Source organism: Agrococcus phoenicis, from assembly GCF_047302415.1.
Classification (GTDB): Bacteria; Actinomycetota; Actinomycetes; order Actinomycetales; family Microbacteriaceae; genus Agrococcus.
Window position 1 is genome coordinate 952,785 of sequence record NZ_CP154854.1, and the last position, 26,452, is coordinate 979,236.

At 73.6% G+C, this 26,452-nt stretch carries 26 protein-coding genes; all 26 read left to right on the forward strand.

Annotated elements, in window-relative coordinates:
- Window position 1 precedes the first annotated feature (1 nt).
- The 26 genes from pyrR to lgt all read left to right on the forward strand — a co-directional run bounded on the left by pyrR (window position 2) and on the right by lgt (window position 26,428).
- Window positions 2-562 (forward strand): bifunctional pyr operon transcriptional regulator/uracil phosphoribosyltransferase PyrR, encoded by a 561-nt coding sequence (gene pyrR / locus AA0Z99_RS04625; protein WP_413319895.1) that lies wholly within the window; start codon window positions 2-4, stop codon window positions 560-562.
- Entirely contained in the window at window positions 559-1,509 is a 951-nt protein-coding gene (locus tag AA0Z99_RS04630) for an aspartate carbamoyltransferase catalytic subunit (protein WP_413319897.1), read from the forward strand. The genes pyrR and AA0Z99_RS04630 overlap by 4 nt, the downstream gene beginning before the upstream one ends.
- Entirely contained in the window at window positions 1,506-2,861 is a 1,356-nt protein-coding gene (locus AA0Z99_RS04635; protein ID WP_413319899.1) for a dihydroorotase, read from the forward strand. Before AA0Z99_RS04630 ends, AA0Z99_RS04635 begins: the two co-directional genes overlap by 4 nt.
- Window positions 2,858-3,367, forward strand: coding sequence for a hypothetical protein (locus AA0Z99_RS04640; protein ID WP_413319901.1), 510 nt, complete (start codon window positions 2,858-2,860; stop codon window positions 3,365-3,367). The genes AA0Z99_RS04635 and AA0Z99_RS04640 overlap by 4 nt, the downstream gene beginning before the upstream one ends.
- Window positions 3,364-4,527 (forward strand): glutamine-hydrolyzing carbamoyl-phosphate synthase small subunit, encoded by a 1,164-nt coding sequence (gene carA, locus AA0Z99_RS04645; RefSeq protein ID WP_413319903.1) that lies wholly within the window; start codon window positions 3,364-3,366, stop codon window positions 4,525-4,527. Before AA0Z99_RS04640 ends, carA begins: the two co-directional genes overlap by 4 nt.
- On the forward strand, window positions 4,527-7,826 hold the full coding sequence (gene carB / locus AA0Z99_RS04650) for a carbamoyl-phosphate synthase large subunit (protein WP_413319905.1): 3,300 nt from the start codon (window positions 4,527-4,529) through the stop codon (window positions 7,824-7,826). The genes carA and carB overlap by 1 nt, the downstream gene beginning before the upstream one ends.
- Window positions 7,823-8,668 carry an orotidine-5'-phosphate decarboxylase gene (pyrF, locus tag AA0Z99_RS04655; RefSeq protein ID WP_413319907.1) on the forward strand — a complete coding sequence of 282 codons (846 nt, stop codon included), beginning with the start codon at window positions 7,823-7,825 and terminating at the stop codon, window positions 8,666-8,668. The genes carB and pyrF overlap by 4 nt, the downstream gene beginning before the upstream one ends.
- Complete coding sequence (gmk, locus tag AA0Z99_RS04660) at window positions 8,665-9,588, forward strand: guanylate kinase (protein ID WP_413319909.1); 924 nt, start codon at window positions 8,665-8,667, stop codon at window positions 9,586-9,588. Before pyrF ends, gmk begins: the two co-directional genes overlap by 4 nt.
- An 80-nt stretch (window positions 9,589-9,668) precedes the next feature.
- Window positions 9,669-9,929: a DNA-directed RNA polymerase subunit omega gene (rpoZ, locus tag AA0Z99_RS04665; protein WP_072313582.1), complete on the forward strand. Its 261-nt coding sequence runs from the start codon at window positions 9,669-9,671 to the stop codon at window positions 9,927-9,929.
- The gene (gene coaBC, locus AA0Z99_RS04670) at window positions 9,929-11,200 is read left to right on the forward strand and encodes a bifunctional phosphopantothenoylcysteine decarboxylase/phosphopantothenate--cysteine ligase CoaBC (RefSeq protein WP_413319911.1); all 1,272 of its coding nucleotides are present in this window, start codon (window positions 9,929-9,931) and stop codon (window positions 11,198-11,200) included. Before rpoZ ends, coaBC begins: the two co-directional genes overlap by 1 nt.
- Window positions 11,197-12,384: a methionine adenosyltransferase gene (metK, locus tag AA0Z99_RS04675; protein WP_413319913.1), complete on the forward strand. Its 1,188-nt coding sequence runs from the start codon at window positions 11,197-11,199 to the stop codon at window positions 12,382-12,384. The genes coaBC and metK overlap by 4 nt, the downstream gene beginning before the upstream one ends.
- 5 nt (window positions 12,385-12,389) lie before the next feature.
- Complete coding sequence (locus AA0Z99_RS04680; protein WP_413319915.1) at window positions 12,390-14,363, forward strand: primosomal protein N'; 1,974 nt, start codon at window positions 12,390-12,392, stop codon at window positions 14,361-14,363.
- Window positions 14,364-14,467: 104 nt separating this feature from the next.
- Entirely contained in the window at window positions 14,468-15,466 is a 999-nt protein-coding gene (locus AA0Z99_RS04685) for a methionyl-tRNA formyltransferase (RefSeq protein ID WP_413319917.1), read from the forward strand.
- Window positions 15,463-16,878, forward strand: a complete 1,416-nt coding sequence (locus AA0Z99_RS04690; RefSeq protein ID WP_413319919.1) for an RsmB/NOP family class I SAM-dependent RNA methyltransferase — start codon at window positions 15,463-15,465, stop codon at window positions 16,876-16,878. Before AA0Z99_RS04685 ends, AA0Z99_RS04690 begins: the two co-directional genes overlap by 4 nt.
- A 10-nt stretch (window positions 16,879-16,888) precedes the next feature.
- Entirely contained in the window at window positions 16,889-17,656 is a 768-nt protein-coding gene (rpe, locus tag AA0Z99_RS04695; RefSeq protein ID WP_413319921.1) for a ribulose-phosphate 3-epimerase, read from the forward strand.
- Window positions 17,653-17,916, forward strand: a complete 264-nt coding sequence (locus AA0Z99_RS04700) for a phosphoribosyl-ATP diphosphatase (RefSeq protein WP_413319922.1) — start codon at window positions 17,653-17,655, stop codon at window positions 17,914-17,916. The genes rpe and AA0Z99_RS04700 overlap by 4 nt, the downstream gene beginning before the upstream one ends.
- Window positions 17,917-17,965: 49 nt before the next feature.
- Window positions 17,966-18,805: an ATP phosphoribosyltransferase gene (gene hisG, locus AA0Z99_RS04705; RefSeq protein ID WP_413319924.1), complete on the forward strand. Its 840-nt coding sequence runs from the start codon at window positions 17,966-17,968 to the stop codon at window positions 18,803-18,805.
- A gap of 23 nt (window positions 18,806-18,828) precedes the next feature.
- Window positions 18,829-19,587 (forward strand): imidazole glycerol phosphate synthase subunit HisF, encoded by a 759-nt coding sequence (gene hisF, locus AA0Z99_RS04710; protein WP_413319926.1) that lies wholly within the window; start codon window positions 18,829-18,831, stop codon window positions 19,585-19,587.
- 11 nt (window positions 19,588-19,598) lie between these two features.
- Window positions 19,599-19,925 (forward strand): phosphoribosyl-AMP cyclohydrolase, encoded by a 327-nt coding sequence (hisI, locus tag AA0Z99_RS04715; protein ID WP_413319928.1) that lies wholly within the window; start codon window positions 19,599-19,601, stop codon window positions 19,923-19,925.
- Complete coding sequence (locus AA0Z99_RS04720) at window positions 19,925-21,496, forward strand: chorismate-binding protein (protein WP_413319930.1); 1,572 nt, start codon at window positions 19,925-19,927, stop codon at window positions 21,494-21,496. The genes hisI and AA0Z99_RS04720 overlap by 1 nt, the downstream gene beginning before the upstream one ends.
- Window positions 21,493-22,053 carry a Trp biosynthesis-associated membrane protein gene (locus tag AA0Z99_RS04725; protein WP_413319932.1) on the forward strand — a complete coding sequence of 187 codons (561 nt, stop codon included), beginning with the start codon at window positions 21,493-21,495 and terminating at the stop codon, window positions 22,051-22,053. Before AA0Z99_RS04720 ends, AA0Z99_RS04725 begins: the two co-directional genes overlap by 4 nt.
- 50 nt (window positions 22,054-22,103) lie before the next feature.
- Window positions 22,104-22,370 carry a DUF6704 family protein gene (locus AA0Z99_RS04730; RefSeq protein ID WP_413319934.1) on the forward strand — a complete coding sequence of 89 codons (267 nt, stop codon included), beginning with the start codon at window positions 22,104-22,106 and terminating at the stop codon, window positions 22,368-22,370.
- 2 nt (window positions 22,371-22,372) lie between these two features.
- Entirely contained in the window at window positions 22,373-23,161 is a 789-nt protein-coding gene (gene trpC / locus AA0Z99_RS04735; RefSeq protein WP_413319936.1) for an indole-3-glycerol phosphate synthase TrpC, read from the forward strand.
- A complete protein-coding gene (trpB, locus tag AA0Z99_RS04740) occupies window positions 23,158-24,378 on the forward strand; it encodes a tryptophan synthase subunit beta (RefSeq protein WP_413319938.1) in 1,221 nt (406 codons plus the stop codon). Before trpC ends, trpB begins: the two co-directional genes overlap by 4 nt.
- The gene (gene trpA, locus AA0Z99_RS04745; RefSeq protein WP_413320774.1) at window positions 24,378-25,256 is read left to right on the forward strand and encodes a tryptophan synthase subunit alpha; all 879 of its coding nucleotides are present in this window, start codon (window positions 24,378-24,380) and stop codon (window positions 25,254-25,256) included. The genes trpB and trpA overlap by 1 nt, the downstream gene beginning before the upstream one ends.
- Complete coding sequence (gene lgt / locus AA0Z99_RS04750) at window positions 25,253-26,428, forward strand: prolipoprotein diacylglyceryl transferase (protein WP_413319940.1); 1,176 nt, start codon at window positions 25,253-25,255, stop codon at window positions 26,426-26,428. The genes trpA and lgt overlap by 4 nt, the downstream gene beginning before the upstream one ends.
- Window positions 26,429-26,452 lie beyond the last annotated feature (24 nt).

Sequence of the window (26,452 nt, forward strand, 5' to 3'; positions counted from 1 at the left end):
CTTGACTCAGCGAAGTTCCGCCGTGCGCACCGTGCTCGGCCCCGACGAGATCGCCAGGGCCCTGACGCGCATCGCCCACGAGATCCTCGAGGCGAACCACGGCGCCGACGACCTCGTGATCCTCGGCATCCCGACGCGCGGCGTGCACCTCGCGGGTCGGCTCGCCAGCCGCCTCAGCGAGATCACCGGCGAGGACTTCGAAGCCCGCACGGGATCGCTCGACATCACGATGCACCGCGACGACCTGCGCGATCGCCCGACACGAGCCTCGCACCCGACCCGCATCCCCGCATCCGGCATCGACGACAAGGTCGTCGTGCTCGTCGACGACGTGCTCTACTCCGGCCGCACCATCCGGGCCGCCCTCGACGCCCTGGCCGACTTCGGCCGGCCGCGCGCGGTGAGACTCGCCGTGCTCGTCGACCGAGGCCACCGCGAGCTGCCGATCCGCGCCGACTCGGTCGGCAAGAACCTGCCGAGCGCGCGCAGCGAGCACGTCTCGATCCTGCTGCGGGAGATCGACGGCGAGGACGCCGTGGTGATCGAGGGCGGTGCCGCATGAGGCACCTGCTCACCGCCGACATGCCGCGGGACGAGGCGATCGCGCTGCTCGACCTCGCCGAGGACATGCACCAGATCCAGGATCGCGACGTCAAGAAGCTGCCCGCGCTGCGCGGCCGCACCGTCGTGAACCTCTTCTTCGAGGACTCCACCCGCACCCGCTCGTCGTTCGAGATCGCCGGCAAGTGGCTCTCGGCCGACGTCATCAACGTCTCCGGCAAGGGCTCGAGCGCCTCCAAGGGGGAGTCGCTGCGCGACACTGGCCTCACGATCGCCGCCATGGGCGTCGACGGCGTGGTCGTGCGCTCCGGGGCATCCGGCGCTCCTGCGTTGCTCGCCGAGTGGATCGGCCGCCCCGTCGTCAACGCGGGCGACGGCACGCACGAGCACCCGACGCAGGCCCTGCTCGACGCGTTCGCCCTCCGCCGTCGCATCCACGGCACCGCCTCGCGCGGCAAGGGCCTCGACGGCATCGCTGTCGCGATCGTCGGCGACATCGCGCACTCCCGCGTCGCCCGCTCCAACGCGCTGCTGCTGCCTGCGCTGGGCGCCGAGGTGACGGTCGTCGGGCCGGCGTCGCTGCTGCCGCCGGCGGCTGCGGACGGCACCCGCTTGGGCGTGCGCGCTGAGACGAGCCTCGACCGGGTGCTGGACGAGCGGCCCGACGCCCTCATGCTGCTGCGCGTGCAGCTCGAGCGCCAGGCCGGCAAGGTCGCGCCGAGCGCCGCCGAGTACATCACCGGCTGGTCGCTGACCGACGAGCGCCTCGCGCGGATCCCCGACGCGCAGATCATGCACCCGGGCCCGATGAACCGGGGCCTCGAGCTCTCGAGCCGCGCCGCCGACAGCGACGCGTCGACCGTGCTCGAGCAGGTGACGGCGGGCGTCTCCGTGCGCATGGCCGTGCTCTACACGCTGCTCGCATCCGACCAGGGAGGCTCCCGATGACCACGACGCACAGCGAGCACCGCGGAGCAGGCGAGCGCAGCGGAGCCATCACCCTGCTGCGGGGCGCCTCGATCATGGGCGGAGCGGTGCGCGACCTCGCGATCCAGGGCGGCGTGCTGATCGACCCCGCGTCGCTCGACGCCGACGAGCAGCGCACCGCCGAGGTCGTCGACGCGTCCGGCCTCATCGCCCTCCCGGGCCTGGTCGACCTGCACACGCACCTGCGGCAGCCCGGCGGCGAGCAGTCCGAGACGGTCGCATCCGGCGTCCGCGCCGCGGCAGCCGGCGGCTACACGTGCGTCTTCGCGATGGCGAACACGAACCCGGTCGCCGACACGCAGGCCGTGGTCGAGCAGGTGCACCGCCTCGGCCTCGAGGCCGGGCTCGCGACCGTGCGCCCCATCGGCGCGGTCAGCGTCGGCCTCGCGGGGGAGCGGCTGGCAGACATGGGCATGCTCGCCGGCAGCGCCGCTCGCGTGACGGTGTTCAGCGACGACGGCCACTGCGTCGCCGACGCAGAGCTCATGCGCCGCGCGCTCGAGCACGCCGCCTCGTTCGGCGCCGTCGTCGCGCAGCACGCGCAGGATCCGGCGCTCACGCGAGGGTCGGTCATGCACGAGAGCCCATTGGCCGCCGAGCTCGGCCTCACCGGCTGGCCCTCGGTGGCCGAGGCCTCGATCGTCGCCCGCGACGCGATGCTCGCGGAGGCGACCGGTGCGCGGCTGCACATCTGTCACGTCTCCACGCTCGAGACCGTCGAGGTCGTGCGCGCGGCCAAGCGGCGCGGCATCGCGATCAGCGCCGAGGTCACGCCCCACCACCTGCTGCTCACCGAGGAGCTCGTGCGCAGCTACGACGCCCGCTACAAGGTCAACCCGCCGCTGCGCGCCGATCGGGACGTGCGCGCGCTGCGCGAGGCCCTCGCCGACGGCACGATCGACATCGTCGCGACCGACCACGCGCCCCACGCGCCCGAGGCGAAGCAGGCGGCGTTCGCGGATGCGGCCTTCGGCATGGTCGGGCTCGAGACGGCGCTCGGCGCGGTGCAGCAGGCCATGGTCGAGACGGGGATGCTCGACTGGGCGGGTGTCGCGCGCGTCATGTCGACCGCTCCCGCCGACATCGGCCGGGAGCCCGGCTACGACGCGCCGCTGGCTGTCGGCTCGCCGGCGCACGTCGTGCTGCACGACCCCGCGGCGAGGCGCACCATCGAGCCCGCGACGCTGCGAGGGCGCTCGGCCAACTCGCCGTTCCTCGGGGTCGAGCTGCCGGGCAGCGTGCTGCACGTCTGGCACGGCGGCCGCCGCACGGTCGCCGGCGGCGAGCTGCGGCTCGAAGGGGCGAAGCGATGAGCAAGGAGGCCTTCGCCCTGCTCTGCGCCGCCTTCGTCGCACTCGTCGCGGTGCTCGTCGCCGTCGGCATCTGGCGACGACGTCGACGCCAGCGCGACATCCTCGAGCCCGAGGCCTGGAGCGCAGACGCGTCGCCCACGCTCGTGGTCGAGGCGCTCTACGTCGCCACCACGCGCGCAGGGGACCCGTACGACCGGATCTTCGCCCACGGGCTCGGCTTCCGGGGCCGCACGGCGCTCGCGATCGACGCGGAGGGCGTGCAGCTGCTCGCCGACCGTCGCGAGGTGCGCATCGCGGCCTCGAGCATCCGCTCGGTGGAGCGCGCCACCTGGACCATCGACCGCGTGGTCGAGCCCGGCGGGATCATCGTGGTCTCCCACCGGCTCGGCGCCGATGTCGACACCTACGTGCGCGTCGTCGGCGACGACGCGCACGCGTTCGAGGCGCTCAGCGCGCTCGCGCGCCACGACAAGACCACCACCGCAGGGGAAGGGACGACCGCGTGACCGACATGACCTCCGGCGGTGCCGCGCGCACCGCATCCGCAGCCCTCGTGCTCGAGGACGGCACGATCTACCGCGGCAGCGCCTACGGCGCCACCGGCCGCGCGCTCGGCGAGGCGGTCTTCGCGACCGGCATGACCGGCTACCAGGAGACGCTCACCGACCCGAGCTACGCCGGCCAGATCGTCGTGCAGACCTCGCCGCACATCGGCAACACCGGCGTGACATCCGAGGACGACGAGTCGGCCCGCATGTGGGCAGCCGGCTACGCGGTGCGCGCAGCGAGCCGCATCACCTCGAACTGGCGCGCGGAGGAGCCCCTCGGCGCGCAGCTCGAGCGGGACGGCGTCGTCGGCATCGCCGGCATCGACACGCGCGCCGTCACCCGACGCCTGCGCGACGTGGGCGCGATGCGCGCAGGGGTGTTCTCCGGCGAGGCGCTGACGACCGACGAGGCGATGCTCGCCGAGGTTCGCGAGAGCCCCTCCATGGTCGGGCGCAGCCTCGCGGCCAGCGTCAGCACCCGCGAGCCCTACCGCCTCGAGGCGGTCGGCGAGTCGATCGGCACGCTCGCCGTCCTGGACCTCGGCGTGAAGGCCTCGACGCTGCGCTACCTGCGCGAGCAGGGCTTCGACCTCGTGGTGCTCCCGCAGGACTCGACGCTCGCGCAGGTGCTGGCGCACGACCCGGTGGCCGCGTTCTACTCGAACGGCCCGGGCGACCCCGCTGTCTCCGACGACCAGGTCGAGCTGCTGCAGGGCGTGCTGCGCGAGGGCCTGCCGTTCTTCGGCATCTGCTTCGGCAACCAGCTGCTCGGCCGCGCGCTCGGATTCAGCACCTACAAGCTGCCCTTCGGCCACCGCGGCATCAACCAGCCCGTGCTCGACGTCGCCACCGGCCGCGTCGAGATCACCAGCCAGAACCACGGCTTCGCGGTCGAGGCGACGGTCGGCGAGCAGCTCACGAGCCCCGCGGGGTTCGGTCGCGTGGAGGTGAGCCACTACTCGCTCAACGACCACGTCGTCGAGGGCCTCCGCGCGCTCGACATCCCGGCCTTCAGCGTGCAGTACCACCCCGAGTCGGCCGCTGGGCCGAACGACGCCCGACACATGTTCGAAGAGTTCCGCCAGATGGTCCTGGCGCAGAAGGGGGCGCAGGCCTGATGCCCAAGCGCGACGACATCGACTCCGTCCTCGTCATCGGCTCCGGGCCGATCGTGATCGGCCAGGCGGCCGAGTTCGACTACTCGGGCACGCAGGCCTGCCGCGTGCTGCGCGAGGAGGGCGTGCGCGTCATCCTCGTCAACTCGAACCCGGCGACGATCATGACCGACCCCGACTTCGCCGACGCGACGTACATCGAGCCCATCACCCCCGAGGTGATCGAGACGATCATCATGAAGGAGCGCCCCGACGCGATCCTGCCGACGCTCGGCGGCCAGACGGCCCTGAACGCCGCCATCGCGCTGCACGAGCAGGGGATCCTGGAGCGCCACGGCGTCGAGCTGATCGGCGCGAAGGTGGAGGCGATCCAGCGCGGCGAGGACCGCATGCTGTTCAAGCAGCTCGTGCTCGACTCCGGCGCCGACGTCGCCTCGAGCGCCATCGCGACGTCCGTCGACGACGCCCTCGCGTTCGCCGAGGAGTTCGGCTACCCGGTGGTCGTCCGCCCCTCGTTCACGATGGGCGGCCTGGGCTCCGGCTTCGCGCACGACGAGGCAGAGCTGCGCCGCTTCGTCGGCGACGGCCTCCACTCGTCGACGATCGGCGAGGTGCTCCTCGAGGAGTCGATCCTCGGGTGGAAGGAGTACGAGCTCGAGCTCATGCGCGACACGGCCGACAACACGGTCGTGATCTGCTCGATCGAGAACGTCGACGCGGTCGGCGTCCACACGGGCGACTCCATCACCGTCGCGCCGGCGCTCACGCTCACCGACAAGGAGTACCAGCGGCTGCGCGACATCGGGATCGACATCATCCGTCGCGTCGGCGTCGACACGGGCGGCTGCAACATCCAGTTCGCCGTCGACCCGGCGACGGGCCGCATCATCGTCATCGAGATGAACCCGCGCGTCTCGCGCTCCTCGGCGCTCGCGTCGAAGGCGACGGGCTTCCCGATCGCGAAGATCGCCGCGAAGCTCGCGCTCGGCTACCGCCTCGACGAGATCCCGAACGACATCACGAAGGTGACCCCCGCCTCCTTCGAGCCCGCCCTCGACTACGTCGTCGTCAAGGTGCCGCGCTTCAACTTCGAGAAGTTCCCGGCGGCGGATGCGACGCTCACCACGACCATGAAGTCGGTCGGCGAGGCGATGGCGATGGGCCGCACCTACCCGCAGGCCCTGCAGAAGGCGCTGCGCTCGCTCGAGAAGCGGGGCTCCTCCTTCCACTGGGAGGGCGAGCCCGGTGACGCCGCGGCACTGCTCGAGACCGCCAGCATCCCGACCGACGGTCGGATCGTGACGCTGCAGCAGGCGCTGCGCGCAGGCGCGACGATCGAGCAGGCGCACGAGGCGACCGGCATCGACCCGTGGTTCCTCGACCAGATGGTGCTGATCAACGAGGTCGCCGACGAGATCCGCCTCGCCGGCGGCGGCGAGGGCCCCCTCGACGCCGAGCACCTGCTGCTGGCGAAGGAGCACGGCTTCTCGGATGCGCAGATCGCGCAGCTGCGCCAGGTGACGGAGGCCGAGGTGCGCGAGGCGCGCTGGGCCGCCGGGGTGCGCCCGGTCTACAAGACGGTCGACACCTGCGCGGGGGAGTTCCCCGCTGCGACGCCCTACCACTACTCGAGCTACGACCTCGAGACCGAGGTGGTGCCCTCCGATCGCCGGAAGGTGATCATCCTGGGCTCGGGCCCGAACCGCATCGGCCAGGGCATCGAGTTCGACTACTCGTGCGTGCACGCGTCCTTCGCGCTCGCCGACGCCGGCTTCGAGACCATCATGGTCAACTGCAACCCCGAGACGGTCTCGACCGACTACGACACGAGCGACCGGCTCTACTTCGAGCCGCTGACGCTGGAGGACGTGCTGGAGATCGTGCACGCCGAGTCGGGAGCCGGCGAGCTCGTGGGCGTCATCGTGCAGCTGGGCGGGCAGACCCCGCTGGGCCTGGCGCGCGGGCTCGAGGCGGCCGGCGTGCCGATCCTCGGGACCACGCCCGACGCGATCGACGCGGCGGAGGAGCGCGGCCTGTTCCAGCGGATCCTCGACGAGGCGGGCCTCGTCGCACCGCGGAACGGCACGGCCACCACCGAGGACCAGGCGGTCGCGATCGCCGAGCGCATCGGCTACCCGGTGCTCGTGCGCCCCTCGTTCGTGCTCGGCGGTCGCGGCATGGAGATCGTCTACGACACCCCGAGCCTGCACGGCTACTTCGATCGCATCGCGGCCGCCGGCATCATCGGACCCGACCGACCGCTGCTCGTCGACCACTTCCTGGACGACGCGGTCGAGATCGACGTGGACGGCATCTACGACGGCGAGGAGCTCTTCGTCGGCGGCATCCTCGAGCACATCGAGGAGGCCGGCATCCACTCCGGCGACTCCTCGTGCACGCTGCCGCCCGTCGGGCTCGGGCGCGCGCAGCTGCTGGAGATCCGGGACGCGACGCTCCGCATCGCGGAGGGGCTCGGCGTCCGAGGCCCCATCAACGTGCAGTTCGCCTACGCGACGGGCGTGCTGCACGTGATCGAGGCGAACCCCCGAGCGAGCCGCACCGTGCCGTTCGTGGCCAAGGCGCTCGGCACGCCCATCGCGAAGGCGAACGCGCGCGTGCTCGCCGGCGCGACGATCGCCGAGCTGCGCGCCGAGGGGCTGCTGCCCGAGCGCGACGGCACGATCCTGCCGATCGACGCGCCCGTCGCCGTCAAGGAGGCCGTGCTGCCGTTCCGGCGCTTCCGCACTGCCGACGGTCGCATGGTCGACTCGCTGCTCGGCCCCGAGATGCGCTCGACGGGCGAGGTGATGGGCATCGACCGCGACTTCCCGACCGCGTTCGCGAAGAGCCAGGCGGCTGCCTACGGCGGCCTGCCGACGAGCGGCACGGTCTTCGTCTCGCTGTCGGATCGCGACAAGCGCCAGGCGGTCCTGCCGATCCATCGCCTCCAGCAGCTGGGGTTCCGCATCGTCGCGACGGAGGGCACCGCCGAGGTGCTCGCGCGCAACGGCATCCGCGTCGAGACGGTGCGCAAGCACTCGGAGGCGGCGGCAGCCGGCAACGAGGAGCCCTCGATCGTCGACCTGATCGACGCCGGCGAGATCGACATCATCATCAACACCCCCACCGGCGGCATCGCCCGTGCCGACGGCTACGAGATCCGTGCGGCGACGGTGGCGGCCGACAAGGCGCTGTTCACGACCGTCTCGCAGCTCGGCGCTGCGGTGGCGGCGGTCGAGGCGTCGCGTGAGCCGTTCGAGGTGACGAGCCTGCAGGAGTACCACGCGCGGCGGTCGGCGTGACGTTCCTGGCGCGCCTGCGCGCATCGGCCGCGGAGCACGGCTCGGCAGGCTCGGGCCTCCTCTGCGTCGGCATCGACCCGCACCGCGCGCTGCTCGAGCAGTGGGGCGCGGAAGGCGGCGCAGGCGTCGGCGCGGATGCGTCGGGCGCGGAGCGCTTCGGGCGCGCGGTGGTCGAGGCAGCCGCAGGGCGCGTCGGGGTGCTCAAGCCGCAGGTGGCGCTGTTCGAGGCCTTCGGGTCGGCGGGGCTGCTGGCGCTCGAGCGCGTGCTGACGGATGCGCGCGCAGCCGGGCTGCTCGTCATCGCGGATGCGAAGCGCGGCGACATCGGCTCGACGAACGCCGGCTACGCCGAGGCGTGGCTGACGCCCGGCGCACCGCTGGAGGTCGACGCGCTCACGGTGAGCCCCTACCTCGGGGTCGACGCGCTCGACGGCGTGCTCGAGACCGCGGAGCGGGCCGACAAGGCAGCGATCGTGCTCGCCGCGACGTCGAATCCCGAAGCGGCCGAGCTGCAGCTGGCGCGCCTGCGCGACGGCCGGACGGTCGCCGCATCGGTCGCCCAGGCGATCGGCGAGCGCAATGCTCGCACGGGTGCGGGGCACGGCCTCGTGATCGGCGCGACCGTCGACCGCAGCGCCTACGGGCTCGAGCTCGACCCATCCACGCCGATCCTCGCGCCCGGCTTCGGCGCCCAGGGCGCGCACCTGGCCGAGCGGGGCACCCTCTTCCCGGCAGACGCGCTCGTGCTCGCGAGCGTGAGCCGCAGCGTGCTGCGCGCCGGCCCCGGCGGCCTCGCGGCAGCGATCGACGCGGCGAACCGGGAGCTGCGCGAGGCCCGATGAGCGCGGTGCCGGACCCGGGCGCAGCCGGCAGGGCGGCTGTCGAGGCGCGACGCGCCCGCGCGGCCGTGAAGCGCGCGCTCGCCGCCGGGCAGCGCGGGCCCCGCGATGTGGCCGAGCGCGCCTGGCAGGAGCCGGGCAGTCCCGAGGCGCGCCTGCGCGTCACGGAGTACCTCGGGAGCCTGCGAGGCATGGGCCCGGCTCGCGTCGAGGCCCTGCTGGCGAGCCTCGGCATCGCCGCCGGGAAGCGCCTCGGGGGGCTCGGCGGTTTGCAGCGCGAGCGCGTTCGCGGTTGGCTTGACGGCGTGGATCCCTCGCGTCGCCCTCGTCTCATCGTGCTCGCCGGACCGACCGCGGTCGGCAAGGGCACGGTCGCGCAGTACGTGCGCGAGCACTTCCCGCAGATCCGGCAGTCGGTGAGCGCCACGACGCGCGCCGCGCGGCCCGGCGAGATCGACGGCGTCCACTACGCGTTCGTCTCCGACGCCGACTTCGATCGGATGGTCGAGGAGGGCGAGTTCCTCGAGTGGGCGAAGGTGCACAACCAGGCGCGATACGGCACGCCGCGCTCGAGCGTGCAGGCCGCGCTCGACGAGGGCTCGTCGGTGCTGCTGGAGATCGATCTGCAGGGGGCGCGCCAGGTGCGCGAGTCGTTCCCGGATGCGGTGCTGCTGTTCCTCGCCCCGCCGTCCTGGGACGAGCTGGTGCGCAGGCTCGTCGGCCGCGGCACCGAGACCGAGGATGAGCGCGTGCGCCGCCTCGAGACCGCGAAGGTCGAGCTCGCCAGCCAGCCGGAGTTCGACGCCACGATCGTCAACGCCGACGTCGCGGCCGCCGCGCACGCGGTCGTCGACCACATCCTCGCGGCAGAGGCCGACCTGGCCGGCGAGCGGCTCGGGCGAAGCGCGACCACCTCGGGGTAGACTGGTCTCTTGCGCCCTCTCGCGCACGCGCTTCGCGGGCTGCGACCCGCATCCGTCACCCACCGCTCCAGGAGGCACCCATGGCCAGCAAGGGCATCATCAACCCGCCGATCGACGAGCTGCTCGAGAAGGTGGACTCCAAGTACCAGCTGGTGATCTTCGCCTCGAAGCGCGCGCGCCAGATCAACGACTACTACACCGACATCCACGAGGGCTCGATGTTCGACAACGTCGGCCCGCTGGTCGACTCGACCATCGAGGACAAGCCGCTCTCCGTGTCGCTGCACGAGATCCACCAGGACAAGCTGGTCCTGACCAAGGACGAGGCAGCCTCCGCCTGATGCGCGTCGTCGTCGGGATCTCCGGCGGGATCGCGGCGTACAAGGCTGCGCTCGCCATCCGCGAGCTGGTGCAGGCAGGGCATGACGTCCACGTCGTGCCCACGGCATCCGCGCTGCGCTTCATCGGGCGCCCGACGCTCGAGGCGCTGAGCCGCAACCCCGTCACCGACGAGGTCTTCGACGACGTCGCCAGCGTGCGCCACGTGGCGCTCGGCCAGCAGGCTGACCTGATCGTCGTGCTGCCCGCGACGGCGAACACCCTCGCCAAGCTCGCGCACGGCATGGCCGACGACCTGCTCGGCACCACCATCCTCGCCTCGCGCGCCCCGCTCGTGCTCGCGCCCGCCATGCACACCGAGATGTGGGAGCAGCCCGCCGTGCAGGCGAACGTCGCGACGCTCGTCGAGCGCGGCGCCACGCTCGTCGGCCCGGTGGCCGGGCAGCTGACGGGAGCCGACTCCGGCATGGGCCGCATGGCCGAGCCGCACGAGGTCGTCAGCGCTGCCCTCGCGGTCGTCGGAGCGGCATCCGGTCGGGGCGCGCAGCGGGGCACCGCCGTCGCCGGCGATCACCGCGCAGCATCCCTCGCAGGGCGCTCCGTCGTCGTCTCCGCCGGTGGGACGCGAGAGCCCATCGATCCCGTGCGCTTCCTCGGCAACCGCTCGAGCGGTGCGATGGGCGTCGCCGTCGCTGCCGCCGCCCGCGACGCTGGTGCGCACGTCACGCTCGTCGGCGCGAACCTCGACGTGCCCGCGCCCTCGGGCGTCGCGGTCGTCTCGGTCGAGACGACCGCCCAGCTGGCCGAGGCGATGGCGGCGCACGCCGACGCCGACGTGGTCGTGATGGCCGCAGCGGTCGCCGACTACCGCGTCGAGGAGGTCTCCGAGGGCAAGCGCACGAAGGAGAGCTGGGGCGAGACGCCGACGCTGCAGCTCGCCGTGAACCCCGACATCCTCGCGGGACTCGCCCGGCGGGAGCGCAGCAACCTGGTCGTCGGCTTCGCAGCCGAGACCGAGGCCGACGACGCCGCGATGCTCGAGCGCGGCCGCGCGAAGCTGGCCCGCAAGGGCGCCGACCTGCTGGTGCTCAACCGCGTCGGCCACGCGGAGGGCTTCGGCGACGTGCCCACGCTCGTGCGCGTGCTCGACGCATCCGGCACCGTCGCCGAGAGCCGCGGCGACAAGGTGTCGGTGGCCCGAGACATCATCGACGCGATCGCGGCCCGGGTGGCCGCGCACGACCGCAGCAACCCCACCGAGGAGCACCGTTGAGCCTGCGCCTGTTCACCTCCGAGTCGGTCACCGAGGGGCACCCCGACAAGATCTCCGACCAGATCTCCGACGCCGTGCTCGACGCGATGCTCGCGCAGGACGCGGAGGCGCGCGTCGCCGTCGAGACGCTCGTCACCACCGGGCTCGTGCACGTCGCCGGCGAGGTGCGCACCTCGGGCTACGTCGACATCGCGTCGCTCGCCCGCAAGACGATCGTCGACATCGGCTACGACTCGAGCGAGGTCTCCTTCGACGGGCACTCCTGCGGCGTGACGGTCTCGATCGGCGAGCAGTCGCACGAGATCGCGACGGGCGTCGACACCGCGGTGGAGGCGCGCGGCGGGTCGGTCGATCCGCTCGACCGCGACGGGGCCGGCGACCAGGGCATCATGTTCGGCTTCGCCACCGATGAGACCGCCTCCTTCATGCCCGCCACCGCGTGGGCCGCCCACCGGCTGGCCGAGCGCCTCGCCGCTGTGCGTCGATCCGGGACCGTCGACTGGCTGCGCCCGGACGGCAAGACGCAGGTGACGATCGGCTACGACGGGTTCACCCCGGTCTCGGTCGACGCGGTGCTCGTCTCCACGCAGCACGCGCCCGGCGTCACGAACGACGAGATCCGCGCCGCCGTGGTCGAGCACGTCATCGACCCGGTGGTGGCCGATCTCGGGCTCGACGCATCCGGCATGCGCACCATCGTGAACCCCTCCGGCTCGTTCCTCACCGGCGGCCCCAAGGGCGACGCCGGCCTCACGGGCCGCAAGATCATCGTCGACACCTATGGCGGCGCCGCCCGGCACGGCGGCGGCGCCTTCAGCGGCAAGGACCCGTCGAAGGTCGACCGCTCGGCGGCCTACGCGCTGCGCTGGGTGGCGAAGAACGCCGTCGCCGCGGGCCTCGCCTCGCGCCTCGAGGTGCAGGCGGCGTACGCCATCGGGATGGCGCAGCCCGTCGGCGTCTACGTCGAGACCTTCGGCACCGGCACCGTCTCCGACGAGACGATCCAGGCGGCGATCCTCGAGGTCTTCGACCTGCGCCCCGGTGCGATCGTGCGCGACCTCGACCTGCGCAAGCCCATCTACCGGCAGACGGCCGCGTACGGCCACTTCGGCCGCGAGCTGCCCGGCTTCACCTGGGAGCGGCTCGACCGCGTCGACGCCCTGCGCGCCGCAGCGCGGCTCTGACGATCGTGGGCCCGGAGCCGGGCGCGACGCGCTACGCGCACGTGGTGGTCGACTCGCGCCTGCCGCAGCTCGACCGGCTCTTCGAGTACCGGGTGCCGCCGGGCATGACGGGCGTGCAGCCCGGCGTGCGCGTGCGCGTGCCGCTGCGCGGCGATCGGCAGGCCTCCGGCTGGGTCGTCGAGACGACGGATGCGCGGGTGTGGGAGGGCGAGGTCGCCGACGTCGAGCAGGTGGTCTCGCCCGTGCCGGTGCTGCAGCCAGAGGTCTGGCGGCTCGCGCGCGCGATCGCCGATCGTGCCGCGGGCGGCGCCGCCGACGTGCTGCGGCTCGCGATCCCCGGTCGACAGGCGCGCGTCGAGAAGCAGTGGCTCGCTGCTGAGCGCACGCCGCTGGCCCCGCTGCCGCCGGCGACCGACGGCGGGGAGCCCGCGGCGCTGCCCGGGCTCGTCGAGCAGCGCCGCCGCATCGCGCTCGAGTGCGCGGGCGGGGTCACGGCGGTCGGCGATCCGAGCGCCGACCACGACGCGCACTGGGTGGGCCGGTGGGCGGTCACGCTCGCGGGCCTCGCGCGGCAGGCGGTCGAGCGCGGCGAGCAGGCGATCATCGTGGTGCCCGACCATCGCGATCAGCGCCAGCTGCGCATCGCGCTCGAGGCGGCGGTCGGTGCCGAGCGCGTCGTCGAGCTGGACGCCCGGCAGAAGAACCCCGAGCGCTACCGCGGCTTCCTGCGCTGCATCGACGGCGATCCCATCGTGATCATCGGGCCGCGCTCGGCGGTGTACGCGCCCGCGGCCAGGCTGGGCCTGCTCGTCGTCTGGGAGGACGGCGATCCGCTGCTCTCGGAGCCGCTCGCGCCGTGGGTGCACGCCCGCGACGCTGCCCTGGTGCGGCAGGGTCAGGCGGGCTGCGCGCTCGTGCTCGCCGGCCACGCGCGGTCCAGCGATGCAGAGCGGCTCGTCGAGCTCGGCTTCCTCGAGCACGAGCGCGCCGGCGGCCATCGGGTGCGCGTGCTGCCCTCGGCGCTCACGGACGACGGTCGACGCGTGCCGGCTGCCGCATTCCACGCTGCGCGGGAGGCGCTGCGCGAGGCGCCGGTGCTGGTGCAGGTCGCCCGGCCGGGGCACGCGCCTGGCATGCGCTGCGCCGACTGCGGCGCCCGAGCGCGCTGCACCGCGTGCGCCGGCCCGCTCGGTCGCCGCGCACGCGGTGCGACACCCGCCTGTCGCCTGTGCGGCCGCCTCGCAGCCGGCTGGCGCTGCCCGGCGTGCAAGGGCCAGCAGCTGACCGACGTCGGGCGCGGCTCCACCCGCATCGCCGAGGAGCTCGGCCGTGCCTTCCCGGGCATCCCGGTCGTCGTCGCCGACGGCGAGCACGAGCGCCTCACGCTGGATGCGCGCCCGCGCCTCGTCGTCGCGACGCGCGGCGCCGAGCCGCTCGCCGACGGCGGCTACGGCGCGGTGCTCCTGCTCGACGGCGACACCCTGCTCTCTCGCGAGGGGCTGCGGGTCGGCGAGGAGGCCGTGCGGCAGTGGGCGACGGCGCGCGCGCTCGCCGCCGACGGCGCCACCGTCGTGCTCACCGGGGCGGGAGGGCCCGCGGCCGCCGCGATCACGGGCGATACGACCGTGCCCTTCGCCAAGGCAGAGCTGGCCGAGCGCAGGAGCCTGCGCTTCCCGCCCGCGGTGCGCACCGCATCCGTCGTCGGCCACCCCGATGCGGTCGCCGACGCGATCGAGGCGCTGCTCGAGGTCGAGCACCTCGACGTGCTCGGGCCCGTGCCCGTGCCACCGACCGCGCAGGGGGTGCGCGAGGGCGAGCTCGAGCGCGCGATCGCGCGCTTCGCCTTCGCCGACGGCGCCCGCGTCGCCGGCATCGCCCGCGGCCGGGTGCTCGCCGCCGCCGCCCGACCCCGCAAGCCCGGGGCCCCCGCGCGCCTCCGGATCCGCTTGGATGATCCTGAGCCGTTCGACGGGCTGTGACCCGAGGCGGCGCCCGCGCGAGCCACAGCGCGCGAGCCCCCACCGCATCCCACCCGACACCCGACACCCGACACCCGACACTCGCCACCCGACACGAAGGAACCATGCGCATCGTCTTCGCCGGCAGCCCGGCAGCAGCAGTCCCCAGCCTCGAGGCCCTCGCGCAGCGGCACGAGGTCGCCGCGGTGATCACGCGAGCCGCTTCGCCGCAGGGCCGCAGGCGCGTGCTCACCCCGACGCCCGTCGCCGAGGCGGCGCTCGCGCTCGGTCTCGAGGTGATCGAGGCGAACCGGCTCGACGACGCGGTGACCGAGCGCTTCGCGGCGCTCGCGCCGGAGCTGGCCGTCGTCGTCGCCTACGGCGGCCTGGTGCGCGAGCCGCTGCTCTCGGCGCCGCCGCACGGCTGGATCAACCTGCACTTCTCGCTGCTGCCCGACTACCGCGGCGCAGCGCCGGTGCAGCGCGCGCTCATCGACGGTCGACGCGTCACCGGCGTCAGCGTCTTCCGGCTCGTCGAGGAGCTGGATGCGGGCCCGGTGGTGCGGATGCGCGAGGCCGCGGTCGAGGAGGGCGCGACCGCGGGCACCCTGCTGGCTCGGCTGGCCGAGCTGGGCGCGCACGAGCTCGTCGGGGCCGTCGACGCCATCGAGGCCGGCACGGCGGTGTTCGAGCAGCAGCTCGGCGAGCCCACCCTCGCGCCGAAGCTGTCGCTCGCGGACGGCGCGCTCGACCTCGCGCAGGCCGCGCCGGCGGTGCTCGACCGCTGGCGCGGAGTGACGCCCGAGCCCGGCGCGCACGCGATGCTGGCGGAGGACGCCTCGGGCGAGGCCGATGCCGGCGGCGGGAGCGGCACGGGCGAGCGCGTGAAGCTGCTCGCGCTCGCGCGCTCGGGCGCTGCGCCGCTGCCCCCGGGCGTCGCTGCGCTCGCCGGGCGCGTCGCGGTGGTCGGCACGGGCAGCGCGCCGCTCGAGCTGCGCGAGGTGCAGCCGGCGGGCAAGCGGCCGATGGCCGGTGCCGACTGGCTGCGCGGGCGCGGGGGTTCCGCCCGCTTCGCGCTGTCGACGGCTACGCCGACGGCCGCAGCACCGGAGGCCCGCCCATGAGCAAGCCCGATCCCCGCCTGGTCGCTCGCGACGTGGTGCTCGACGTCGACCGCGACGACGCCTACGCCAACCTGCTGCTGCCGCAGCGCATCCGCGACGCTGGCCTCAGCCCGGCCGACGCGGGCTTCGCGACCGAGCTCGCCTACGGCACCCTGCGCTGGCAGGGGCAGCACGACGCGCTGATCGCCGATGCCGCGGGCCGGCCGATCGCCGAGATCGATCCGGAGACGCTCGCGACGCTGCGCATCGGCTCGCACCAGCTCAGCCGCATGCGCGTGCCCTCGCACGCGGCCGTGCACGAGACCGTCGCGCTGCTGCGCCACCATCGCGGCCGGGCTGGCTTCGCCAACGCGGTGCTGCGCCGGCTCTCCGAGGTGCCCGCCGAGGAGCGCCTCGCCACGATCACCGCGGGCCTGAGCGACGACGAGCGGCTCGCGCTCGAGAGCGGTCACCCCGCGTGGGTGCTGCGCGCGCTGCGACGCACCCTCGAGCGAGAGGGGGCCGCCGACGAGCTGCCCGCTCTGCTCGCCGCCGACAACGACCCGCCCGCCGTGCAGCTGGTCGCCCTGCCGGGGCTCGCCGAGCCGGATGCGCTGGGCCTGGAGCCGACCGCGAGCCCGATCGGTCGGGTCGCGCCCGCCGGGGACCCGGCGCGCGTCGCCGAGATCGCCGACGGCACGTGGCGGGTGCAGGATGCCGGCAGCCAGCTCGCCGCGCTGGCGCTCACCCGAGCGCGCCGGGCGGAGCGGGGGGAGCGCTGGCTCGACCTGTGCGCCGGGCCCGGCGGCAAGGCGGCGCTGATGGCAGCGGAGGCCGCGCTCTCCGGCGCGGTGCTCGAGGCCAACGAGGTGCTGCCGCACCGAGCCAAGCTCGTCCGCCAGGCGATGCGCGCCGTGCAGGCCGCCGCGCCTGCGCTCGAGTCGAGCGTCGTGATCGGCGACGGCCGCCGCTACGGCCGCGGTGAGACGACCGGCGCGTTCGACCGCATCCTGCTCGACGCCCCCTGCACGGGGCTCGGCGCGCTGCGGCGCCGACCGGAGGCCCGCTGGCGCAAGCAGCCCGGTGACGTGCCGGCGCTCGCGTCCCTGCAGGCCGAGCTGCTCGAGGCATCCGCCCGTGCACTGAAGCCGGGCGGCATCATCGCCTACGTCACCTGCTCGCCGCACCTGGCCGAGACCCGAGCGGTGATCGAGCGCGCTGCAGCGCTCGGCCTCGTGCCGCTCGACACCCGGGCGGTGGTGCGCGAGCTCTCGCCGGGCATCGCGCTGGGGGAGACGGGCGACGCCGTGCAGCTCTGGCCGCATCGCAACGGCACCGACGCCATGTTCATCCAGCTGCTGACGACGGCGGATGCGGGAGCAGGGCCCGCGGCCGCTGCAGCGGCGGATGCCGCGGCACCCGCAGGCGGATAGGCTGGAAGCCATGGTCAGGATCCACCCCAGCATCCTGTCGGCCGACTTCGTGAACCTCGAGCGAGACCTCGAGAGGATCGCGAGCGCTGATGGCGTGCACGTCGACGTCATGGACGCGCACTTCGTGCCGAACCTCACCTTCGGCCTGCCCATGGTGCAGCGCATCGCCGAGGTCACGAGCCTGCCGATCGACGTGCACCTGATGATCGACGACCCGGACACGTGGGCGCCGCAGTACGCGATCGACGGCGTCGACTCGGTCACGTTCCACGCCGAGGCGACGCGCGACGCCGTGGCGCTCGCTCGCGAGCTGCGGGCGCGCGGCACCCGATCGGCCATCGCCCTGAAGCCAGGAACGCTCGTCGACGACGTGCTCGAGCACCTGCGGGAGTTCGACATGGTGCTCGTCATGACGGTCGAGCCGGGCTTCGGCGGGCAGTCCTTCATGGGCGAGATGATGCCGAAGGTCGAGGCCCTGCGGAGCCGCGCGGAAGACCTGGGCATCGAGCTCGCGCTGCAGGTCGACGGCGGCATCACCGCCGACACGCTGCCGATCGCAGCCGCCTCGGGCGCCGACGTCTTCGTGGCAGGCAGCGCGGTCTACGGGCACGCGGCACCGGCCGAGCGCATCGCTGCGCTGCGGGACGCGGGCAGCGGCGCCTTCGACACCGGGCGCATCGACCTGCGCGCGATCAGCCGCGGCTCGGCCGCCGCCGATGCCCGCGGCAGCGGAGCGACGTCCAGCGGCAGCGCCCCGACGGGTAGCCTGGGAGCGTGAAGACCTTCGACGAGCTGTTCGGCGAGCTCGAGCGCACCGTCTCCGAGCGTCGCGAGGGCTCGCGCACCGTCGAGCTCGTGGACGCGGGCGTGCACGCGATCGGCAAGAAGATCGTCGAGGAGGCCGCTGAGGTCTGGATGGCGGCGGAGCACGAGACCGACGAGGACACCGCGCTCGAGATCTCGCAGCTGCTCTACCACCTGCAGGTGCTCATGGTCGCGAAGGGCCTCTCGCCGCAGGACGTCTACCGACATCTCTGACGCCCCGCCCCGCCCCCGCCGGCAACGGCCGTCAGACCTGAAGGAAGCAATGCTCAAGATCGCTGTGCCCAACAAGGGCTCGCTGGCCGAGACGGCCGCCTGGATGCTCGACGAGGCCGGCTACCGCGGCCGCCGCGACGGCAAGGAGCTCATCGTCGTCGACGCGCGCAACGAGGTGGAGTTCTTCTTCCTCCGCCCGCGCGACATCGCGACCTACGTCGGCTCCGGCGCGCTCGACGTCGGCATCACCGGGCGCGACCTGCTGCTGGACTCCGGCTCGACGGCCGTCGAGATCGAGCCGCTCGGCTTCGCCCGCTCCACCTTCCGCTTCGCCGGGCCTGCCGGCCGCTTCGGCTCCGCGGCCGACCTGCAGGGCGTGCGCATCGCCACGAGCTACACCCTGCTCGTCGAGCGGCACCTCGCGTCGATGGGCATCACGGCTGAGCTCGTGCGCCTCGACGGCGCCGTCGAGTCCGCGGTCCGTCTCGGGGTCGCGGACGCGGTGGCCGACGTCGTCGAGACCGGCGCGACGCTGCGCGCGCAGGGCCTCGAGGTCTTCGGCGACCCGATCCTGACGAGCGAGGCCGTGCTCATCTCGAACGGCGCGGACCACCCGGGGCTCGCGACGCTCAAGCGTCGCATCGACGGGGTCATGGTCGCGCGCGACTACGTGATGGTCGACTACGACATCGAGCGCTCGCGCCTCGACGCCGCGACCGCTGTCGCCCGCGGGTTCGAGTCCGCGACCGTGAGCCCGCTCCAGAAGGAGGGCTGGGTGGCGGTGCGCGTCATGGTGCGCCGCGACGACACCAACCAGATCATGGATTCCCTCGCCGACGCCGGCGCCCGCGCGATCATCGTCTCGCGCATCCACGCCGCGCGCATCTGATCCGAACGCAGACAGGAGCCACGATGCTCGCCACTCGAGTCATCCCGTGCCTCGACGTCGCGCACGGCAGGGTCGTGAAGGGCGTGAGGTTCCAGGGCCTCACCGATCAGGGCGACCCGGTCGAGCTCGCGGCCCGCTACGCCGAGCAGGGCGCTGACGAGCTCACCTTCCTCGACGTGAAGGCGACCGTCGAGGATGCCGGCACGATGCTCGACGTCGTCGAGCGCTGCGCCGAGCAGATCTTCATCCCGCTCACCGTCGGCGGCGGCGTGCGCACCCGCGACGACGTGGCGCGACTGCTCGCGCACGGCGCCGACAAGGTGGGCGTCAACTCCGCCGCGATCCGCGACCCCGAGCTCATCGATCGCATCGTGGCGGACTTCGGGTCGCAGGTGCTGGTGCTCTCGCTCGACGTGCGACGCGACCCCGCGATGCCGAGCGGGTTCGAGGTCACGACGCACGGCGGCGCGCGCGGTGCGGGGCTCGACGCCATCCGCTGGGCCGAGGAGGCCGTCTCCCGCGGGGTCGGCGAGCTGCTCGTCAACTCGATCGACGCCGACGGCACGAAGCAGGGCTTCGACCTCGAGCTGCTGCGCCTCGTGCGCGCTGCGGCATCGACGCCGGTGATCGCCTCCGGCGGCGCCGGCGAGCCCGCGCACTTCGCGCCGGCGGTCGAGGCGGGGGCCGATGCGGTGCTCGCCGCCAGCATCTTCCACACCGGGCAGTGCACGATCGGCGAGGTCAAGGGCGCGATGCGCGCAGCGGGGGTGACGGTGCGATGAGCGGAGACGGCATGCCGCAGATGAAGAAGGACGCCGACGGCCTCGTGGCCGCGGTGATCCAGGACGACACGACCGGCGAGGTGCTGATGGTCGGCTACATGGACGACGAGGCCCTGCGCCGCACGGCGAGCGAGGGCCGCGTGACGTTCTGGTCGCGCTCGCGACAGGAGTACTGGCGCAAGGGCGACACCTCCGGCAACACGCAGGTGCCCCGCTCGATCGCGATCGACTGCGACGGCGACGCGCTGCTGATCCGCGTCGTCCAGACGGGTCCGGCGTGCCACACGGGCGCCCGGTCCTGCTTCTTCACGCCGATCCCGACCGGGGTGGCGACGTGATGGCCGAGCAGTCGCGCCCGCAGCCCGCTGAGCCGGGCGGCTCGAGGGCAGCCTTCGACGCGCTCCTGCCCGACCACCGCGTCGTGCCCGTCGTGCGCGAGGTCTTCCTCGACGCCGAGACGCCCGTGGGCGTCTACCGGCGGCTCACCGGCGGGCGACCCGGCAGCTTCCTCCTCGAGTCGGCGCAGCAGGGGGTCTGGAACCGCTACTCCTTCGTCGGCGTCGACTCGTTCGGGCAGCTGACCGCCGACCGCGGGGTGGTGTCGTGGCGCTCCGAGCACGTCGGTGCCGAGCGGCTCCTCGGCAGCGATCCGCCCGCGGGCGGCCTCGCGACGGTCGAGCACGTCCTGCGCCGCTGGTCGACGCCGCGCATCCCCGGCCTGCCGCGCCTGACGAGCGGTCTGGTGGGCCACATCGGCTGGGAGGCCGTGCGCGAGATCGAGCGCTTGCCGCACGCCCCAGCCCGCGAGGTCGACGTGCCCGCGATCGCGATGCAGCTCGTCTCCACCATGGTCGTGCTCGACCACCGCACCGGCAGCGCGCACCTCGTCGCCAACGTGCTGAACGACGGGGCCGCAGCGGATGCGCTGTGGGACGACGCCCAGGCGCGGCTCGACGCGCTCGAGGAGCAGCTGACGGCGGCGGCGCCCGGCTCGATCGCCGTGCTCGACCGGGATGCGCAGCCCGAGGCGACCGCGCGCGTGAGCGCTGACGAGTTCCGCGGCATGGTGCAGGCCTCGAAGCGCCACATCGTCGACGGCGACGTCTTCCAGGTCGTGCTCTCCACGCGCTTCGACCTCCCGACCGAGGCCGACCCGCTCGAGGTCTACCGCGCGCTGCGCGTGCTGAACCCCTCGCCCTACCTCTACCTGCTGAGCCTCGAGACGGCCGACGGCGAGCCCTACGCCGTCGTCGGCTCGAGCCCCGAGGCGCTCGTGACGGTGCACGAGGGGCGCGCGACGATGCATCCGATCGCCGGCAGCCGCCCGCGCGGCGCGGACGCGAACGCGGATCGCGACCTCGCCGAGGATCTGCTCGCCGACCCCAAGGAGCGCAGCGAGCACGTCATGCTCGTCGACCTCGCGCGCAACGACCTGTCGAAGGTCTGCCGCGCAGGCACCGTCGCGGTGACGGAGCTGATGGCGATCGAGCGCTTCAGCCACATCATGCACATCGTCTCGACCGTCGAGGGCGAGATGCGCCCGGACGCCTCGGCGGTGGACGCCTTCCGCGCCACCTTCCCGGCCGGCACGCTCTCAGGGGCGCCGAAGCCGCGCGCGCTCGAGCTGATCGACGAGCTCGAGAGCGCGCAGCGCGGCGTCTACGGCGGAGTCGTGGGGTGGCTCGACCTGGCGGGGGACGCGGATCTCGCGATCGCCATCCGCACGGTCACGATGCGCGACGGGGTCGCGCACGTGCAGTCGGGTGCGGGCCTCGTCGCGGACAGCGACCCCGAGGCCGAGCTGCAGGAGGTGCGCAGCAAGGCCGCGGCGCCGCTGCGAGCGGTGGCGGTCGCATCCTCGATGCAGACGGCCCGCGCGCGGGCGGACCGGGGGACGGCCGCGCCGTGACCGGGCTCATCGCGCGAGGGCGCTCGATCGCCGCGCTCGGCCTGCTGCTGGCCGCTGCGCTCGGCCTGCTGGCCTCGACGCAGCCGTGGGGCAGCGTCGCGCTGGTGGACGGCCGGACCCTGGATGCGCCGGGGCAGCAGCTGGCGCCGGGCCTGACCATGACCGCGTTCGCGTGGGCGGCGCTCGCCCTGGTGCTGCCGCTCGCCGGCCGCGTGTGGCGCTGGATCCTCGGTGCGCTCGGCATCGTGCTCGGCGCTGCGGCGATCGCCACGACGCTCGCCGCCAAGCAGCAGGTGGGCGCGGCGCTCGACGCGCTCGTGGCCGAGGCGACGGGCCTCGCCGGCACCGGGCACGCATCCGAGGTCGTCCGGCTGACGGCGAGCGGCTGGCCGGATGCCGGCCTCGTCGCCGGCGCCCTGGCCGTGCTGCTGGGCCTGTGGGTGCTCGCCACCTCGCACCGGTGGCCCGCGCGCGCAGCCCGCACGGCGCGCTACGAGCGGGGCGGCTCCGGGCTCGCGTGGGATGTCATGGACGAGGGCGAGGATCCGACTCGGTAGACTCGGGGGAGGGCGCGCCCGTGCGCCCCGAGATCGACCCGAGGAGCATCGTGAACGCACGCAACGGCATCAGCGAGGAGCACTCCACCCAGCTGCACGTCGCCGACTACGACCCGCGATTCGTGGACCCCGGCCACGGCGACTCGCGAGCGGCGTGGATCAGCGTCATCGTCATGCTCATCGCCGTCTCCGCCGGCACGCTGTTCTTCTTCCTCGACATGCCGATCCTCGTGTGGGCCTCCGCCGCCCTGCTGCTCGTCGGCGCAATCCTCTGGCCGATCCTGGTCAAGGCCGGCTTCGGCCCGCAGGACCACTGAGCGTGCTCGACGCGCTCACGGACGGAGCGCTCGAGGACGCCGCTCGGCGACGCGAGCAGCTCCCGCTCGATCGCCTCGAAGCGCTGGCGCACGCCGCCCGGCAGCCGCTCGACGCCGTCGCCGTCCTGTCGTCCCGGAAGCCTGGCACCGCCGGCGCGCACATCATCGCGGAGGTGAAGCGAGCGAGCCCCTCGAAGGGCGCGCTCGCCGACATCCCTGAGCCCGCCGTGCTGGCCGCCCAGTACGAAGCGGGCGGGGCGAGCGTCATCAGCGTGCTGACCGAGGAGCGCAGGTTCCTCGGCAGCCTCGACGACCTGCGCGCGGTGCGCGAGCGGGTCAGCATCCCGGTGCTGCGCAAGGACTTCATCGCCGACGAGTACCAGCTGCTCGAGGCGCGGGCCTTCGGCGCCGACCTGGCGCTGCTGATCGTCGCCGCGCTGACGCCGCGGCGCCTGGTGCAGCTGCACCGCTTCGCCGCCGACCTGGGGCTCTCGGTGCTCGTGGAGGTGCACGACGAGCGCGAGATCGACGTCGCGCTCGAGGCCGACGCGCGCATCCTGGGCGTCAACACCCGCGACCTCAAGACCTTCACCATGCATCCCGAGCGCTTCGCCGAGCTGCGCACGCGCATCCCGGCGGGCACCGTCGCGGTCGCGGAGTCGGGCGTGCGCACCGTCGACGACGTGGCGCGCTACCGGCGCGACGGCGCGGATGCGGTGCTGGTCGGCGAGGCGCTCGTCACCGACGGCGACCCCGAGTCGCGCGTCGCAGAGTTCGGGAGGGCTTCATGACCACTGGCACCGCATCGCTCCGCGACCACCGCGGACCCTGGTTCGGCGACTTCGGCGGGGTCTTCATGCCCGAGCCGCTCATGGCCGCCATCGACGAGCTCGCGGCCTGCTACGAGGAGTGCAGGACGGATCCCGCGTTCCAGGCGGAGTTCCAGCGGCTCTCCCGCGACTACACGGGTCGGCCGTCGCTGCTCACCGACGCGACGCGGCTCAGCGAGCGCGCCGGCGCGCGCATCCTGCTGAAGCGCGAGGATCTCAACCACACCGGCAGCCACAAGATCAACAACGTGCTCGGCCAGGCGCTCGTGGCGCAGCGGCTGGGCAAGACCCGCCTGATCGCCGAGACCGGCGCCGGCCAGCACGGGGTCGCGACGGCGACGGCGGCGGCGCTGTTCGGCATGGAGTGCGTCGTCTACATGGGCGAGGTCGACACGGAGCGCCAGGCGCTCAACGTCGCCAGGATGCGCCTGCTCGGGGCGACGGTCGTGCCGGTGACGAGCGGCTCTCGCACGCTGAAGGACGCGATCAACGAGGGCCTGCGCGACTGGGTCGCGAACGTCGACACCACCCACTACCTGATGGGCACGGTCGCCGGCCCGCACCCGTTCCCCGAGATGGTGCGCGACTTCCACCGCGCCATCGGCGACGAGGCGCGCGAGCAGGCGATCGCGCTCACGGGCGGCCTGCCGGACGCGGTGCTCGCGTGCGTGGGCGGCGGCTCGAACGCGATGGGCATCTTCCACGCCTTCCTCGACGACGCCGACGTGCGACTGATCGGGCTCGAGGCAGCCGGCGACGGCGCCGAGACCGAGCAGCACGCCCTCTCCATCGCGCGCGGCGCGCCCGGGCTGCTGCACGGCATGCGCACCTACCTGCTGCAGGACGAGGACGGCCAGACGCTCGAGTCGCACTCGATCTCGGCGGGCCTGGACTATCCGGGCGTCGGCCCGGAGCACGCCTGGCTGCACGACCTCGGACGGGCCGAGTACCTGCCGGTGAGCGACAGCGAGGCGATGGAGGCCTTCCTCGCGCTGACGCGCGCCGAGGGGATCATCCCGGCCATCGAGTCGGCGCACGCCATCGCCGGCGCCCTGCGGCTCGCGGAGGAGCACCCCGGATCGACCCTGCTGGTGTCGCTCTCCGGCCGCGGGGATAAGGATGTCGCGACCGCCGGTCGCTGGTTCGAGGTGCTCGACGAGGGAGCGCAGCAGCAGTGATCGAGCCCCAGCACGCGCCGCATGCGCAGAGCCGCACCGAGCGCGCCATCCGCGAGGCGGGCCATCGCGCCCTGATCGGCTACCTCCCGGCCGGCTACCCCGATCTGGAGACGTGCGTCGAGGCGGTCGTCGCGCTGGCCGACGCCGGATTCACGGCGATCGAGCTGGGCGTGCCCTACAGCGATCCGGGCATGGACGGGCCGGTGATCCAGGCAGCCACGCAGGCGACCCTGGCGCGCGGCTTCCGGCTCGAGGAGCTGTTCGAGTCGATCGAGGCGATGACCGCCCGGACCGACATCCCGATCCTCGTGATGACCTACTGGAACCCCGTGCTGCGCTACGGCGTCGAGCGCTTCGCCGAGCGCTTCGCCGCTGCCGGCGGGGCGGGCCTGATCACGCCCGACCTGACGCCCGACAACGCCGGTCCGTGGCTCGCCGCGGCGGAGCGCCACGGCCTCGACCGCGTCTTCCTCGCTGCGCCGTCCTCGTCGGACGCGCGGCTCGACGCGGTCATCGAGGCATCCCGCGGCTTCGTGTACACGGTCTCCACGATGGGCACCACCGGTACCCGGCAGGACGTCGACCAGGCAGCCAGGGCGCTCGCCGACCGCATCGCCGGTCGCTCGCGGGCGCTCGGGATCGACGCGCTGCGCTGCGTCGGGGTGGGCATCTCCACCGGCGAGCACGTGCACCAGGTGCTGGACTACGCCGACGGCGCGATCGTCGGCTCTGCGCTCGTGCGCGCGCTCGGCGACGGCGGCGTGCCCGCGGTCCGCGAGCTGGCCGCATCGCTCGCCCTGGGTACACTCGACGACGGCCCAGCCGCCCCAGCCGCCCCGGCCTCGCCGGCCTCCGCACGAAAGGGCACCTCCGCGTGACCAGCCTCCTCCAGAGCATCCCCAGCCCCAGCCCCGAGTGGCAGCAGGTCCCCATCGGCCAGTGGCTCGAGGCGATCGGCGTCATGCCGCTCATCCAGGGCTCTGTCTTCGGCGCGGTGCTGTTCGGGCTCGTGCTGGGCCTCGTGATCGCGGTCGTCGTGCTCGCCGTCTGGCTCGTCAACGGCACGCTGACGCGCAAGGACGCCCTGTGGACGCTGGCGATGAGCCTGCTGTTCGGCGTCGCCGTGGGCTTCCTGTTCCGCATCGTCGGTCCGGGGTGGGGCGTCCAGACCTACGCGATCTGCATCCTGGTCGGGATCCTGATAGCCACGGTGCTCACGGGCTACCGGCTGCGCCAGCGGGGGGTCGAGGCGGGCTACGTCATCGACGTCGCGGTGTGGGCCGTGCTGCTCGGCATCGCCGCCGCGCGCGTCTTCCACGTGATCACGCACCCGGACGACTACTTCGGCGCGGGCCGCGACCCGATGACCGCCTTCTACATCTGGGAGGGCGGCATCGCGATCTTCGGCGCCCTCATCGGCGGCGCCGTCGGCATCTGGATCGGCTGCCGCCTCTCCGGCCTGCGGTTCAGCACCTTCGTCGACGCGCTCGCGCCGGGGCTCCTCATCGCCCAGGCCTTCGGCCGGCTGGGCAACTGGTTCAACCACGAGCTCTTCGGGCAGCCCACCGACCTGCCGTGGGGGCTCGAGATCGAGGCGACCAACCCGTCGTTCCCCGTCGGGCTGCCGGCCGACACGCTCTTCCACCCGACCTTCGCGTACGAGATCGTCTGGAACCTGCTCGGCGCGGCCGTGCTGCTGTGGCTCGACCGCAAGCGCGACGTGCAGTGGGGCCGCCTGATCGCGCTCTACCTCATCTGGTACGGCCTCGGCCGCTCGGTCTTCGAGACCATCCGCCTCGACCCCTCGGAGCTGCTCCTCGGCATCCGCACGAACGTCTGGATGGCCTTCATCGCGATCGCGGTCGGCGTGGTGGTGTGGCTGGTGCAGACGAGGCGGCACGCGGGGCTCGAGCCCTCGCCGTGGATGCCGGGGCGCGAGCCCGGCGCTGAGGAGGGCGTAGACTCGGAGACCTACACGGATCTCCCCGAGTCCCGCACCCAGGACGACGCAGAGGATCCCGCCGCACAACCCGCGGCCGCAACCACGTAGCACCGCGCGCTCCCCAGCGCGCTC

Excerpts from the sequence above, each read along its gene's own strand:
- coaBC (WP_413319911.1), top strand. The coding sequence starts at position 9,929 with ATGCGCGTCGTCGTCGGGATCTCCGGCGGGATCGCGGCGTACAAGGCT.
- hisF (WP_413319926.1), top strand. The coding sequence starts at position 18,829 with ATGCTCGCCACTCGAGTCATCCCGTGCCTCGACGTCGCGCACGGCAGG.
- AA0Z99_RS04640 (WP_413319901.1), top strand. The coding sequence starts at position 2,858 with ATGAGCAAGGAGGCCTTCGCCCTGCTCTGCGCCGCCTTCGTCGCACTC.
- AA0Z99_RS04630 (WP_413319897.1), top strand. The coding sequence starts at position 559 with ATGAGGCACCTGCTCACCGCCGACATGCCGCGGGACGAGGCGATCGCG.
- gmk (WP_413319909.1), top strand. The coding sequence starts at position 8,665 with ATGAGCGCGGTGCCGGACCCGGGCGCAGCCGGCAGGGCGGCTGTCGAG.
- carB (WP_413319905.1), top strand. The coding sequence starts at position 4,527 with ATGCCCAAGCGCGACGACATCGACTCCGTCCTCGTCATCGGCTCCGGG.
- hisG (WP_413319924.1), top strand. The coding sequence starts at position 17,966 with ATGCTCAAGATCGCTGTGCCCAACAAGGGCTCGCTGGCCGAGACGGCC.
- rpoZ (WP_072313582.1), top strand. The coding sequence starts at position 9,669 with ATGGCCAGCAAGGGCATCATCAACCCGCCGATCGACGAGCTGCTCGAG.
- AA0Z99_RS04690 (WP_413319919.1), top strand. The coding sequence starts at position 15,463 with ATGAGCAAGCCCGATCCCCGCCTGGTCGCTCGCGACGTGGTGCTCGAC.
- trpB (WP_413319938.1), top strand. The coding sequence starts at position 23,158 with ATGACCACTGGCACCGCATCGCTCCGCGACCACCGCGGACCCTGGTTC.
- AA0Z99_RS04685 (WP_413319917.1), top strand. The coding sequence starts at position 14,468 with ATGCGCATCGTCTTCGCCGGCAGCCCGGCAGCAGCAGTCCCCAGCCTC.
- AA0Z99_RS04635 (WP_413319899.1), top strand. The coding sequence starts at position 1,506 with ATGACCACGACGCACAGCGAGCACCGCGGAGCAGGCGAGCGCAGCGGA.
- hisI (WP_413319928.1), top strand. The coding sequence starts at position 19,599 with ATGCCGCAGATGAAGAAGGACGCCGACGGCCTCGTGGCCGCGGTGATC.
- rpe (WP_413319921.1), top strand. The coding sequence starts at position 16,889 with ATGGTCAGGATCCACCCCAGCATCCTGTCGGCCGACTTCGTGAACCTC.
- AA0Z99_RS04720 (WP_413319930.1), top strand. The coding sequence starts at position 19,925 with ATGGCCGAGCAGTCGCGCCCGCAGCCCGCTGAGCCGGGCGGCTCGAGG.